The organism is Bacillus sp. C30, assembly GCF_040838255.1.
In the GTDB taxonomy this organism is placed as follows: Bacteria; Bacillota; Bacilli; order Bacillales; family Bacillaceae_G; genus Bacillus_A; species Bacillus_A mycoides.
The window spans coordinates 41509-56501 of record NZ_JBFPJH010000002.1 but is presented as its reverse complement, the minus strand read 5'-3'; the positions used below and the strand labels follow the sequence as shown (position 1 = coordinate 56501).

General features: G+C 36.8%; 10 protein-coding genes and 2 pseudogenes. 6 read left to right on the top strand and 6 right to left on the bottom strand.

The window, feature by feature from the left end; translation table 11 throughout:
• Nucleotides 1–148: 148 nt before the first annotated feature.
• Complete coding sequence (locus AB3X49_RS00605) at nucleotides 149–634, top strand: VanZ family protein (protein ID WP_002068432.1); 486 nt, start codon at nucleotides 149–151, stop codon at nucleotides 632–634.
• Between the two features lie 155 nt (nucleotides 635–789).
• On the opposite strand, the gene AB3X49_RS00600 is transcribed toward AB3X49_RS00605, so the two are convergent.
• Nucleotides 790–3546, bottom strand: coding sequence for a DEAD/DEAH box helicase (locus tag AB3X49_RS00600; protein WP_367960132.1), 2757 nt, complete (start codon nucleotides 3544–3546; stop codon nucleotides 790–792).
• Nucleotides 3530–5149, bottom strand: a complete 1620-nt coding sequence (locus AB3X49_RS00595; RefSeq protein WP_085312821.1) for an SWIM zinc finger family protein — start codon at nucleotides 5147–5149, stop codon at nucleotides 3530–3532. Before AB3X49_RS00595 ends, AB3X49_RS00600 begins: the two co-directional genes overlap by 17 nt.
• Before the next feature lie 158 nt (nucleotides 5150–5307).
• On the opposite strand from AB3X49_RS00595, the gene AB3X49_RS00590 reads away from it, so the two are divergent.
• From AB3X49_RS00590 to AB3X49_RS00580, 3 genes and pseudogenes are all read left to right on the top strand, one after another.
• Nucleotides 5308–5796: a zinc ribbon domain-containing protein gene (locus AB3X49_RS00590; RefSeq protein WP_002016260.1), complete on the top strand. Its 489-nt coding sequence runs from the start codon at nucleotides 5308–5310 to the stop codon at nucleotides 5794–5796.
• 5 nt (nucleotides 5797–5801) lie between these two features.
• A pseudogene (locus AB3X49_RS00585) lies at nucleotides 5802–7327 on the top strand (hypothetical protein).
• Between the two features lie 66 nt (nucleotides 7328–7393).
• Nucleotides 7394–8731, top strand: a complete 1338-nt coding sequence (locus AB3X49_RS00580; protein WP_367960131.1) for a zinc ribbon domain-containing protein — start codon at nucleotides 7394–7396, stop codon at nucleotides 8729–8731.
• 194 nt (nucleotides 8732–8925) lie between these two features.
• Here the strand turns inward: AB3X49_RS00580 and AB3X49_RS00575 are convergent, their stop codons facing one another.
• Nucleotides 8926–9228, bottom strand: coding sequence for a DUF3910 family protein (locus tag AB3X49_RS00575; protein ID WP_367960130.1), 303 nt, complete (start codon nucleotides 9226–9228; stop codon nucleotides 8926–8928).
• Nucleotides 9229–9312: 84 nt separating this feature from the next.
• A complete protein-coding gene (locus tag AB3X49_RS00570) occupies nucleotides 9313–10146 on the bottom strand; it encodes a cell wall-binding protein EntA (RefSeq protein ID WP_367960129.1) in 834 nt (277 codons plus the stop codon).
• Between the two features lie 677 nt (nucleotides 10147–10823).
• On the opposite strand from AB3X49_RS00570, the gene opuD reads away from it, so the two are divergent.
• Nucleotides 10824–12338, top strand: a complete 1515-nt coding sequence (opuD, locus tag AB3X49_RS00565) for a glycine betaine transporter OpuD (RefSeq protein ID WP_367960127.1) — start codon at nucleotides 10824–10826, stop codon at nucleotides 12336–12338.
• 306 nt (nucleotides 12339–12644) lie between these two features.
• Complete coding sequence (locus tag AB3X49_RS00560; protein ID WP_002068447.1) at nucleotides 12645–12779, top strand: hypothetical protein; 135 nt, start codon at nucleotides 12645–12647, stop codon at nucleotides 12777–12779.
• A 155-nt stretch (nucleotides 12780–12934) separates the two neighbouring features.
• Here AB3X49_RS00560 and AB3X49_RS00555 read toward each other — a convergent pair.
• A pseudogene (locus AB3X49_RS00555) lies at nucleotides 12935–14235 on the bottom strand (glycosyltransferase family 2 protein).
• Entirely contained in the window at nucleotides 14232–14987 is a 756-nt protein-coding gene (locus tag AB3X49_RS00550; protein ID WP_367960126.1) for a dGTP triphosphohydrolase, read from the bottom strand. Before AB3X49_RS00550 ends, AB3X49_RS00555 begins: the two are co-directional and overlap by 4 nt.
• Between the last annotated feature and the right edge of the window lie 6 nt (nucleotides 14988–14993).

Sequence of the window (14993 nt, the reverse complement as noted above, 5' to 3'; positions counted from 1 at the left end):
CCCTTCCATTATTTATTCTGAATTTCATCCTTGACTTTTCATAGTTGGTCTTTCACTTTATAAATAGGGTGTAAATATCATGTTTTGGCGTGAAATTTTTTCTTTTTTTTGGTACTCTTAAAAGACTAAGAGAGGGGTTTTCGGGAGAATGAATCGTAAATGGTTATTTTGGATTCCTGTATTACTATGGATGGGGATTATTTTCTATTCTTCAGCACAGCCATATAAAAAACAAGATATGCGCTCGGATATTGAGCAATATATAAATGTTGAGTTTGTGAAAGAGCATTTTTCATGGGTATCTATCGATTATGGGGGAGGTACACCTGTTAGTATCGCAAATAAAGGTGTAGGTGGATTTGTTGAGTTTTTCCTTCGTAAAGGTGCTCATTTTATGGTGTTCTTTATGCTCGGTTCATTGACGTATTATGCTTTTCATCGATCGGGTTATTCGAGAAAAAGGTGCTTTGCATACGCCCTCCTTTTCGTTGCGGGGTATGCAACATTTGATGAAATTCATCAATGGTTTACGGGAGACCGTACACCGATGTGGCAAGATTCATTGCTTGATACGTGCGGCGGGTTAACAGGAATTATAATAAGCAATTGGTTTTGGCATAGAAAAAGGAGCTAATCTCAGTTAGAGATTTGCTCCTTTTTCATTTATCCCGCTATTTGTGGGAATAGAAACATCCACCTTATCCCGCATTAACTGCCCGTAAAAGCCCGATTGGTGAAGGCTAATAATCAGTGGGGGATGAACAAAACCCCACTGATTAAAGTTTCACTTTATACGCCAAGTAATTCTTTTAGTTCGTCGGTTGATAGTTCGGTCATCCAACTATCGCTTGTAATGACGGCGTTGTTTAATGATTGTTTTCGTTCTAACATTTCATCAATCTTCTCTTCAAGTGTTCCCGTTGTAATAAGCTTATGAACGTGAACGAAGCGTTTTTGACCGATGCGATAAGCACGGTCTGTTGCTTGGTTTTCTACAGCTGGATTCCACCAACGGTCATAGTGAATAACATGGTTGGCGGCAGTTAAGTTTAATCCTGTTCCGCCGGCCTTTAACGATAAGATGAAGATGTCATACGTTCCGTTTTGGAACTGCTCAATCATCTTGTCACGCTCTTTCTTCGGTACGCTCCCGTTTAAGAAGAGGACGCGCTGACCAAATGTTTCTTCTAACATACTTTTTAGCATGTTCCCCATGCCAATGTACTGAGTGAAGATTAAGCAACTTTCATTTTGGTCTTTTATATTTTCGATGAGCTCCATTACCGTTTTTGTTTTCATAGAGCGCTCGACGATATTTTGTGGTTCTTCTTCTTTCAAATAAAGGGCTGGGTGATTACAAATTTGTTTTAGCTTGTTCAGCATAAGTAATATAAATCCGCGTCTTTCAATTCCGCTTAATCCTTCTACATTTTGTAATGTATCTTGAACAAGTTGTTCATATAAGGAAGCTTGTTCGCCAGTTAGTGGACAATAAGCTTTCTGTTCTTGTTTATCTGGTAAGTTTAATGCGACCGTTTGATCTTTCTTCGTACGACGCAGTAAAAACGGCGAGATAAACCGCTGAACTTGCTGGATTTTTCCTTCATCGCGGTCCTTTTCAATCGGTGTGACGAAGCGGCGCTGGAATTGTCCTAAGCTTCCGAGATACCCATGATTGATAAAGTCGAAAATAGACCAAAGCTCAGCAAGTCGGTTTTCCATCGGTGTACCGGTTAAAGCAATTTTGTGATTTGCTTGTAGGTTTCTTACTGCTTTCGACTGTTTCGTATGTGGGTTTTTTATATTTTGTGCTTCGTCTAAAATAACAGCGTCCCAGCATAACGTACTAAGTTCTTCTTCATCAAGCTGAGCTAATGCATAAGAAGTTAATATAACATCTGCTGATTGAAGAAAATCTTTAAATGACTCATCCTTAGATCGGTTACTTCCATAGTGTAACTGAACACGTAAGCTTGGTGCGAAACGCTCAAATTCTTTTTGCCAATTTCCAAGGACTGATGTTGGTGCCACAATTAATGCAGGACCTGTTTGGAGATTGTTTTCTTTAGCGTATAGTAAGTAAGTTATCGTTTGAATACTTTTTCCGAGTCCCATATCATCGGCTAATAATGCTCCAAATCCAAGCTTTCGTAAGTATAGCAACCACTCAACACCGTGTTGTTGATACGGGCGGAGTGTTGCTTGTAGCGAAGATGGTACATCTACTTTTGGAATATCTCCAATGTGTAGAAGTTTTTGGAAAAGCTCTTCGTAATATCCATCTAGCTCGATTTCAATATCGGTAAACGGACTATCGTCTTCTACAATTTCTGTTTCTGCCGTATTAGATAAATGTTGCTGCAACACATCTTTCATTTCAAGTCCATATTTATCGGCACGGTGCATTAGTTTTTTTACTTCTTCAATAAAGGCAGGATCAAGTCTCATCCATTGACCATTTAAATTGAAAAGACGTTTGTTTTGTTCAACGAGTTCGAAAAATTCGCTTTCTGATAAATCAATTCCGTCCGTTGAAATGCGCCAGTCGAAATTAACGAGCGTATTCATGCCGAAGAAAGACTGTGTTTGTGCTGTACTTTGCTTCAGCTGTACACGCAACCTCGGTTTTGTTGCTTTTAAATTTTGCCACCATGATGGTAGTAAAATTGTAATACCTGCTGCCAGTAATTCATTACTTGCTTCGGTTAAGAAGTTCCAAGCTTCCGTTTCAAAGAGTTCTTCTCGGAACTTGTCGTCCTCTTTTAGCCACGGTACGAGCTTACTGAATCCTTCTTGTGTTTCAAGGATACGTTCTTCGTAATCGTGCCATCGTTTTGGTAAGGAATCGATACTTTCATATACATATATGCGATGTGCACCACGTTTTGGTGTAACGATTGTTTCAAGCTTCCACATTTCAAGTTCTTCTTGCGGTTCTTGTAGTCTTAAGCCGACTGTAAATGGAAGATCATCTTCAATGTAACCAATTTTTCGAAGCCAATCTTCTTCATGTAGTGCTGCTTCCAATTGCCTTTTCGTAAAGTCGTAATGTTCGTATAGTCTCTTTGCATCTTCCCATCCGTCATTTGAGCGAGCATCTTGCAAAATACTTTCGTTCACAGCGGCAGAGAAAAGAGATGCTAACATGTCATCTTCAATTGAAATATTCTGAACTTTCCAAGATGGCTGCTGAGACCAATGCTTCATGTCAGGTGCGAAGCTGCCGCTGACGAAAGCGTCCCATAATTCACTTGCGTCCTTTGTAAGTGCCGTAATAGGACCGTTCATTTGCATATTTGCAAATGAATTCATCGGTTTATTTGCGATGTATTCAAATGCCTGTGCATTCGTTAACATAACGCCTTGTTTTCCTTCATACGTTGCTTCTTTTAAAAACGTTCCGTAGAAAGAAGTAGAGTGCCATGCGAATGCATTTTTTTTCCAAGTTGCTACGGATAAGAGCGTACCGCTATCATCTTCTCCCCAAAGGAACCAACCTTGACTAACGTGCTGGAGCCTAATTGTTACTTCAGTTTGTATGATCATCGATTAATTTTCCTCTCCGTAATTCCTCTTGTAGTGCACGCAGACGTGAATGTAAGTTAGCGATATGAATAATGAAAGCATCCCATTCATCAGTTCGCTTCAGTCGTTTATAAAGCATACGTAATTTCTTTAAGTAACGAACGGCACGTTTATATGATTTGCGATTTCGCTCTTCAATTGCTTCAATTGCGGCATGGTGATAAAGAGGAAGTGCTGCTTCGGGCGCTTCTTTTTCAATATCTTTCAATGGTTCTTTCAAAAGTTCGATTACTTCGAATCCATATAAGAGCTGAAGTTCCGTCCATGCATGGTATTGTTTCTTCGCAAGTACATATTGTTCATAATTTGTGAAACTATACGGTAATAGTTCTTGTAAAATCATTTCTAATCCCGCTTGTTCATTCGTATGCGTTGCATATGTCTCATACATCATCACAAATAATCGAACGATATCTTGTATGAAGACGGTATTCTCTTGTTCCGTTATCGTTTCTTTTACTTGTTTATAAGTAAAGGAAAGCCAATCTTTAGCACGGTCCCACTCCATCGCACTTAATAACTCTTCTAACCAATAGAAGTAAAGGCTCACAACAGAAGAAGGCTGTTTTTCCAGTAATTCCATTGCCGATACATCTTCACCGTTTAAAAAGAGCAGGTGAGAAGATGCTAATGCTTTGGAAAGTGGATTGATTTTAGTATCGATTCGTTTTTTTTCTTCTTGTAGCTGCTCTTCTGTTCTTAACAGTTCACCCCATACGTGACGATAAATGAAGAATCGCTCTTGTGTATAGGCATCGGTAGAGAAGAATGCTTCATGTATGAGCCGCGCTGTTTCTTCTAAAATCGGTTTGGATTCTTCTGGAATCGCCTCTGTTTTTAGGTCCCTAACGGTAGATTCAACTTTATCAACGAATAGGCGAACGACGTTAACTGGTTGGTGATAAGAATATAGTTTGTTTGCTTCAAATTCTTGAATTTCTTCTAATAATTTTTGAAAGCAATAAAGTGCCGCGTGCAACTTAAATAATTCATGAATAGCAACGATGCGCGGAGCTTTCCGTTCTAATTTTGTATAGAAGTCTGTAAAAAGACTCATAAGAAAATACATTTGTTTATAAGTGAGCCGCGCTTGTTCTTTTTTAAATGATTCATATTCATTTTCAAAGTATGTTTGCCAACTTTTATAATCCATTTCTTCAAAAGCTGATGATTGCAATACTTGTCGTGCAGTTCGAATAGGAGGAAGAGAAGGTTTTGTATTATTTTTGAATAAAGTTAATACATCTCCTACTTGCCCAAAACTAGAAGCTGCAGATAGTAACACAGCAAGCATATGCTGACATTGCGTTGGTGCGAAGCAATCGCAATAGCTTTCAGTGACATTACGAATCGGGATGTGAACGCTATATACACTGCCTTCAGCATTTACAGTTCCGGATAGCGTATAGCCATCAAAGTCAACGTTATAGACAACACCACTACGATATAGTTGCCGAGCTGTAGCGACATGCTCTTGATCAGCAACTTGCTGTGGATCAAGCCCTTGAACGAACTCATTCGCAATCATCATAATTTCATCTTTCGTAATTGAGTCTTGCAGCATAATATTCCTCCGTACACAGATTTCTTTCCTTTACCATTATAAACAAAAAATGCTCAAAACAGAAAAAATGAAATTCTAATTACACAATTAGAATTTCATGGTAATATATATAATGTTAATTTTGTATATTACTATGTAATTAAAAGGAGAGAATTTGTTTGTCAGATTTACAATCGAAGTTTGGTAATGGCATGAATAAGTTGCAAGAGGGAATTGAGCAAGGAAAGATGAAGTTGCAAGTAGCACAGGAAATGGCGCAATTAAAGAAGATTACACAAGAGAAGTTACAAGAAAAAACTGAAATTTTACTTGAACTTGGTCAAACGGTATATATGCAACTTCGTGATGATGAAGTTCGAGTAGATTTGTTGAAAGCTATTGTAGCACCAGTGCAAGAGCTTGATGTTGCTATTTATAACACGCGCAGACAAATTTCTAATTTACAGAGACAAGAACAAAAAGGACAGTGTAGTTGCGGTGGTCCATTATCATTAAATGATAAATTTTGCGGGCAGTGCGGTAAAGAAAATGAGTTACTCCTTCAATCAAAAAATATTGAAAAAGAAGCATGTTCTTCATGTGGTGAACAAATTGCAACGGAAGCTACATTCTGTCCAGCATGTGGTATGAAGCAAAGTAAGGAGTGAGGAACATGTATTGTAAAATTTGCGGTTTAGAACAGCCTGAGGCAGTAAACTATTGTACACATGACGGCTCAAGTACGGATAGTATAGATAGCCATGTTATGTTAGTCCCGCAATCTTCGAAGTATTGCCGAACATGTGGACAGGAAAGTAAAGAATATGCTACATATTGTGAGAAATGCGGTGATTCTTTATTAGGAGTCGCCCAAAAAGAATCGAACATGAAATTACCAAATGCAGGAGCGCAATTACATGTAAATGCATCAGGAAGTATGCTGAAAAAAGGATTATTCGGTGGTGCTTTTGCAATTGTATGTATGTTCATTGCAGGTTGGATTGGCAGTTTAATAATAGATTCTGCTATAAATGATGTAGTGGAGACAGCGGTTAGAAATACGGATGGTATGTTGAATATGAATACCATTAATCAATCATTTATTGGTATAGCACCATTAATTTTAATGTGTCATTTAATAGGTATTGAAATTAGCGGGAGCGGGGCATACACGATGTCATTCCTTCTTCATATCCCATTATTCATCTTGGTAACTATTCCGGCACTTATATTAGGTGGAAGTGGATTTTTTGTTGAAAGAAAAAACCTTCAATTAGTTGGCGAGAGAAGTTCATGACATCATGTGTAATTGGCATGATATACGGTATTTTCTTATGTATTGTAAGCTTTATGGCAAGTTCTTCTACATCTATTTCTTATTTCTATCAAACGATGACTATTGATGTTGTATATTCTCATGTTGTTAGTTTATTGTTTGGTATTATATTTGGCCTATTATTCAGCTTTATTGGTATGAGTATTGAAGCAGGACCGCATCGTATGCTTTCTTCTACTAGTCAGTTTGTCCCGTATGTAACGTCTATTTATTATAGTATAGTGACTGTTTTGAAAGGACTACTTATTACATTTGGTATTATACTTATTACGATTTTATTTAGTAGTTCAAAATCAATGGGTCCAATTGATTTTCCAGAGAAGGCGTATAAAGTATTACTTTCTTTAGAAGCAACACCTTTCATGTGGAATATGGCCCACCTTTCTCCAACTGAAATTGAGTGGGGGAATATGGAGAGAGAAATGCATAGATATTCAGTCGAAAAAGGGCCGCTGCATGTATCGTATATGTCAGGCATATCAATACAGGGTACGTCTTTAAAAGACCTGGAAATCGCTAATGGTGCTAGTGCTGATCGTATAAAAGATATTGATGATTTTAATTCATATTTACATTGGTGGGGATTATTAATTCTTCTACCATGTATTCTACTAGTTAGGGCTGGAATGAAATTGGCTCAATATCGTATGCGAAATATGTACGTAACTATAGCAGTGTTTAGCGCTGTTTATACAGTGATGATGCTTTGTGTAAATGGATTAGCAAAAATTCATATTACAGCTTCAGGAAGTAAGGAAATTATGAAGGAGTTCGCTGGAATTTCTGGACCGATATTATCTATTCAAAGTAACACGCTATATTTAATAGTAGGTAGTTTTCTTATTTCTTACGTATTAAATTAGTAAAAAAATAAGGGGGAGAAATACTTGAAGTTTTGTGGAACATGCAATAAATAAGTTGCGGATCATTTGAACTTTTGTCCTGATTGCGGAAGTAAAGTAGAAGAAATTGCTGATCAAACAGCTTCTTCTCACTCAGAAATGCGGAGAGAAACAAAGTCAGTGAAAAGTAAGAAGAACATGTTTTTACTTATAGGTTTTGTCATTGTTTTTGCTATTTTGTTTGGCGCATATAAATTCGGTGCTAGCAAGTTTTCGAAGGAAAAGCAAGTAAATGCAATGATTGAAGCATTCCAAAATAAAGATGTGAATGCAATCGATGAGATTTTGAAAGTAGACGATCCAACCTTCAAGGTTAAGACAGAAGATATTAAGGCGTATATCCGTTATTTAAAAGAGAATCCTTCTTATAATAAAGAACTGTTATCATATTTGCAAAGAGAGACAGTAGATCAAAAGTTAGCAAGTGATAAAGCATCTTTTAAAGATGGGAAAATTATAGAAGACGGGAAAGAATGGTTCTTGTATCCGAAGTATAAGTTCAGCATGAAGTCGTATTACATGAATGTTAGCACAACTGCAAAGAATGCTGAAATATATGTGAATGATAAAAAAGAAACAGAGCGTTCTAGTGACAAAACTTCGAAAGAATTAGGTCCATACTTCCCGGGTGCTTATGTTGTAAAGGCAAAGGCGAAGACGGAACTTGCTGAATTAGAGACAGAAAAAGAAGTGGATTTAGCAGATGAAAAGAATGGGACAGTAGAAGTGAATTTATCACTTGAAGGAAATTATGTAACCATTTCGTCTGATGAAAACGATGCAACTGTATTTGTTAATGGCAAGAAACGCGGAAAGTTAAATTACGGAAGTTATAAACTTGGTCCTGTACCGACGGATGAAAAGGTAGAAGTACATTTGGAGAAAAACGCTGAATTTGGTGTGATGAAATCTGAAAGTATTAAAGTTGGAGATCAAAGTACATATTACTTAAAGTTCCCAAAAGAAGCTTCTAGTTCAGCGGTTGGAGATTTTGTACAAAATCATATTTATAATAACGTACGTGCAATTGCATTAAACGATTTTAGTTTAATTGAAAATGATTATGATAAGAGCGGGAAATCGTATAAGGAAGACCGTGATTACTTACAATATCTACACAAAAAAGGAATTACAGAAGATTTATTGACAATGAATATTCGCAATGTAGAACGTCAAAGTGCGACGAAATATAAAGTAACGACATATGAAGAATATCATATTCGTTACGGTGACGGCTCTGTAAAATTCAAGAGCTTTAATAATGACCATATCGTTACTGTTAACGGAAATGGAAAGATATTGTACCATTCTCTTGGAGCGAATAATACGCTGAAATCAGAGGAAGTATCTGGTCCGAATCGTTAATATAAGAAAGAGGCTGTTCAATTTTGAACAGCCTCTTTCTTTAGGTAGCTTGCCGTTATTGTCAATCTTTGTCGGTAAATCGATATTCCATGTTGAACCGTTGATATAATTTTCTCTACTCGTGTTCATGAAGGGAAAGTAAAAAGGATATCACCTAATTGGAAAATCCTACTAGGTGATATCCTTTTTTGCAATTAGAAGCGGGCTTCCTTTAATATCGCTTGTACATATGGATCATTTAATATTTGCTTTATGAGCGGTAGCATTTCTTGCTCGAATGGAATATCAATAGGGAATGGCTTTTGAGAGCCTGGTTTTATTCCGTATTGTACGAGTTTGTAATGTGTATTTTCTTCAGACTTGAGCACAATTAATTTATAGCGATTGTCATCGTTTGTTAGTGAGAAGTCAATTGCGATTGCATCATATGTTATATCATCTTTATATATGTACGGCTTTGGTGTACCGACCCAGTCTACTTTCGCTTGTACATTCATGGACATAGCCTCCTTATAGCTATTATAAAAAAATAAAAGCCAGCTCTCAATAAAGAGAACCGGCTGTAATTTAGCAGTCATTGGTTATTTTAAAATTTTCACTTTAACAGTTTTGCGTCCCCATTTGTTAGCAGCGCTATCTGATCCAAGTAGAATGTCGATACGGTTACCTTTAATTGCACCGCCAGTATCACCAGCGATTGCTTCTCCATAACCTTCTACCCATACTTTAGATCCTAATGGGATTACTTTCGGGTCAACAGCGATCATTTTCATGTTTGGGTTCGCTGTTAGGTCATGACCCATTGCAGTTAATACACGGCCGCCGTATGTGCCACCGTTTTCGCTCGGATGAGCTGTATATGCTGTAGCTACAACTGTTAACTCACGACCATTAGAAGGTTCGCTGGTTTCAGCAGCTTTCACAGCAGGCTTAGCAGCTGTTTTTACTGGTGCAGGTGTTTCCTGTTTCTCAATAACAGGTGCTGTACCTGTTAAGAAAGGAACATGAACATAAGCTGTTTTCCCGTTATATTCAAATTGTAACCACTCATTTTGTACTTGGTTCGTTGTTTCGATCATATCGTCTTTCTTAAGCGTTCCAAGAATTTCTGAGTTTGTGTTCGCTTCAGCACGTACATTTAATACGTTAGCTGTTACATAGTAAGAGTTCTTTGTAAACTCTGCACTTACGAATGCGTCTTTACCATCTAATTTGATTTGTGACCATCCGTTTTCTGTATTTAGAACATCTAATTTATGACCATTCTGTAATTTACCGACAACTTTTGATTCAGTAGTAGGGTTTTCTCGTACGTTTAGTACGTCTGTTGTTACAACAGTTTCTGCATTAGCAGATGCGGTGAAAATCCCAAGACCAAAAACTGCTGCTGTTGCTATTCCAATTAATTTTTTCATGATAGCCTCCATTGCGTTTGTTTTCGTGTCCTCATTATAGCAACAGATTTTTTCGGATTTTGGGAAAACACACAATTACAAACCATTCGTAATAAGTCGTTAACACTTTGTAATATAGCTAGAATGAGAGGAAAGCGTTTTTCATTCCATATAATTAGTAGGTTTCTAGTTATATTCAAAATATTTAATACAACATATTTTTTTCGGTGCAAATAAAAACATTACAGGAGTGTTACATAATGATTACTATACAGTTACATTCCTTGAGTATTTTAACGTTTTATGGGTAATATAGTTATATAAACATAAACATCTCGTTTGTGAAGTTATAAACACGCGCTATATACTAGCAAAAAACCGCATAATTGTTACAAGAAGAAAGGGTTGTAAAGAATAAATCTGCCCTTTTTTAAAACTGTAACACATCCTTTTTTGGGAAAATCTCTTCCCATCCGCATTTTTCTCACACAATTTGACAGTAGTATTCCAATCTTGTAGCTCTTGCAGAGTGGAAAGGTTGTACGGAAGGTAAGGCTGTCCATAAGAACTCTAATTGGTGAAGGCAAACTTGAGAGAGCCGAAAGAAAATCACCACAAAAAACTATGGTTTTCTATCCGATTTAACATATCGGAATTTATGATTTTTACAAGAAATGAAACATACGAAGGGGGATTTGATGAGGAAACTGACGAAAACATTTATTGTCTCATTAACATTATGTATTGCATTTACACTTTGGGGGATTATTCCCGAATCTATTATTGGAAAAGGTAGCTTAGGAAATGTAACGACTGTAATTCAAGCTGCGTTAGTTAGTAAGTTTGGATGGTTCTATATTATTTCCGTTTCTATTTTCTTAGGAATTGCTATTTTCTTAATTGTTTCTAAGTACGGTTCGATTCGTTTAGGTAAAGATGATGATGAACCTGATTATAGTTATATGACATGGTTTGCTATGTTATTTAGTGCCGGTATGGGAATCGGTTTGGTTTTCTGGGGCGTCGCAGAACCGTTGAACCATTTATACACACCTCCGTTTGGAGAGGGTGCGACTGAAGAGAGTGCACGTCTTGCACTTCGTTTCTCATTTTTCCATTGGGGATTACATCCGTGGGGATTATATGCACTTGTAGCATTATGTATTGCGTATTTTACATTTAGAAAAGGAAGAGCAAGTACAATTAGTGCGACAGTGGGTCCGCTATTTAAAGGCGGTGAACATGGCCGTATTGCCCATATGTTTGATGTTCTAGCTGTATTTGCGACAGTGTTTGGTGTGGCGACATCATTAGGACTTGGGGCAAAGCAAATTGCGGGTGGTGTTAGTTATTTAACATCCATTCCAAACTCATTACCGACACAGCTAGTAATCATCGGAATTGTAACTGTTCTTTATATGCTATCTGCGCAAACGGGACTCGATAAAGGAATTAAATATTTAAGTAATGCGAATATTATTTTAGCGTTTGCACTTATGATAATTGTATTATTTGCAGGTCCAACAAACTTTATTATGAATTATTTCACTTCAACAATCGGTTCATACATTCAAGAATTGCCAAGTATGAGTTTCCGTTTAAGTCCATTAAATGAAGGTGGAAATCAATGGATTCAGTCATGGACAATTTTCTACTGGGCATGGTGGATTGCATGGTCACCATTCGTAGGTACGTTTATTGCTCGTGTGTCACGCGGGCGTACAATTCGTGAATTTGTTGTTGGTGTGTTACTCGTACCAACAGTAATTGGTGCGCTTTGGTTCTCTGTTTTCGGAGGAACAGGTATTCACATGGAGCTATTTGATGGTGCAAATATATATGGACAAATTAAAGAAATGGGCACAGAAGTAGGATTGTTTGCTATGTTAGACCAGATGGGTAGTATAGGACCGGCTTTATGTGTGTTAGCTATTTTACTTATTTCAACATTCTTTATTACATCGGCAGACTCTGCTACGTTTGTTCTAGCGATGTTAACGACACATGGTAGCTTAAACCCACCAAACCGTATTAAAATGGTTTGGGGTATTGTTCTAGCGGCGTTAGCTTCGATCTTATTGTATGTCGGAGGATTAGAGGCGCTGCAAACTGCGTCGATTATTGCGGCCTTCCCGTTCGTATTTGTTATTTTCTTTATGATTGCAGCACTATTTAAAGAGTTGCAAAAAGAAGGACGTATGAAACAACATTAATAATAGAAGAAAAAAATTCTGTATATATAAATAGTATTAGGACTGTCGAATGTCGGCAGTCCTTTTTCACTGTTCTATACTATTGTAGGAAAAGCATTACTTTGTTACGGAATACTATAGATATCGGTAATTCAAAAAGAAAAATCGATATAGTTCGACAATATCCGATATTTTACACATTATATTCATATTTTTGACAAAAATATGTCGGAAATGTGTTGTTACTTTTATGTATATGTGCTATATTATTTCCTGTAAGCGATTTCAAATAGTTTTAAAGCGCATTCAAGGGGGACAACTAGAATAATGAAACGTTACGAAAGAAAGTGGAAGCATATTTGTTTGAAACGTGTGGCACATCGAAATGCCCAAGAAAGCACGGAACCAAAGACCGAAACTCGTAAAGAGCATCAAGAGAAGCAATTGGTTCTACAAAAATAGCAATCACTTTTTCGTATATAAATGAAGGTCGATCGTTCGTTGGGGGATGGACGTGAAATAACTTTCAGCTAAGGGGTATTGTCTGATATATATAGTATTACGGTAAAAAATAAGCACAGAGCATACGGCGCTCTGTGCTTATTTTTTAATGAAATCTATTTTTCTTTTTTAAATCGTACTGTTTTATCCCAACCAATTACTTGTTTCTTGCTCTTTGCACGTAAGTAAAGAATGAGACTGCGAATAAACAAATACGTAAAGAGCTGTGCGTACGTAAAGTACATAATGACGCTTATGAAAATATTGGTCGGTGTAAAGGTTCGTTCGACGCTCTGGGCACTAAATAATTGAGAAACATATGTAATATATGCGACATACCACATAAATAGTAATGGAATGCTATATTGAATTTGGAATATCCCGAGCAGTCCAATTATAAACCAAACGTTTGAAATGATTAGGAATAGCCAAAATACGACATACACTAAAACTTGTTGTAAGGAATGGACGAGAAGTTTCCCTTTAAAAAAGCTTAATGAAGAAAACATTTTTTCTAAAATGTATAAGTTTCCTTGAAGCCAACGTGTCCGCTGTTTAATAAGAATTTTTAAATGCTCAGGTTCTTGTTCCCATGTAATCATTCCGGGACGATTGGTAAGAGATAGCCCTTTTGGGTAATCCTTAATGTTAATTCGGCATCCTCTGCAATTGCATAAGGATCATAGCCGCCAAGCTCTTCTAATGCAGAACGACGAAGAAGCATGTTTGTTCCGGTCAGTGAACCTGTTTGGAATAATAGCCAGCGTCCAGATTGCATAAGGAGCTGGAAAATCTGAAATTCTAATGAAATCATTCGTGTAAGCCAATTTCTTTTCTCATTTACTGTACGAACGTGTCCAACTGCTCCAACGGCATCCTGGGTTGTTTCAGCATGTTCTACGAGCATTCGCAGTGCATGTGGTTCAGGTTGATTATCTGCATCGTAAACACAGAAATATTCACCATCCGAAATGCTAAGGCCGTAGTTTAATACACGAGATTTTCCTTTCGGTTCGCCAGGTGGTACACGAATGTGATGAATATGAGCATAAGCTTTGTCGAAATCATCGCCAATTTCAGGTGTTTCATCTTGAGAGTTATCGTTTAATAAATAAACGTTTAGTTTGCCTGGGTATTCAATCTTTGCCATTGCTTCTAATGTATCTTTAATAACGACGCCTTCATTATGGGCAGGTATTAAAATATCTACACTTGGATAATGTTCTAGCGTACGATTTTTTCGTTTACTATTTCGATGAATTAAGCCCGCAATTGTTAAGAAAGAGTAATAAACGAGTAAAGCAGAGAATAGAAAGGCGGTAAAAATCAATACATATTTAATTGAAAATGTGATGCTGATCCAGAAAACAAGTACACAAAACAAAATAAATAAAAGAAGCATAACGAGTGTCATCATAATGTGATATGTCCCTTTGCATTGATTTGTTCTCGTTTTATTTTAATATCTTGAATTGCTTCAGCAGCAAGCCATTGCTCCATTTTTGGATGTAGACGGTTCATTACAATTTCAGCACCGGCTTCATTTGTGTTTTGTAATAAAATGACTAATGTGTTACTGTCATATTCAGCAGCAAGGTCAAAGTCAGTTCTGACTGTATTAACTAATAATGAAGCTACACGATCCATGACACTTTCCTTCGTATATTTACTAAAGGAAGTGAAATCGAAGAAAATGATAATGCCTGTTTCATTACGACGATTCATCGCAGTTGTTAATAAAGCTTGTCGTCTTTCGAATTCTTGTCTTGTTAATAATTTTGATTCTCCAATGTATTGCTCAAGCACTCTCACTCGTTCAGTTAACTCTTTATTTTTAAGGATAACCTTTTTTAATAGATGGGTTGAAATATAAACAATGAAGAAGTTAGCTGCCATCAGGAAGTGGGTAATAATATATTCCCATTGATCTGATGTACTCCATAAGTGAAGCCACGCTTGATAAAATAAATAGAATACTGAAATGATTGTTCCTAGTATGAAGAAAATAAATGCTGTTTTATCAGCTAAAAATAGGAATAGTACATTTATGATGACATATATAATTGTAAAAATGAGCGCGTGCTCATATTTCGTCACATGTACAGTAGTAAAATAAAATAAAATTTGTAAAATCCACATAGAGAGGACTTTATAGGACTTATCTTTCACGAAACG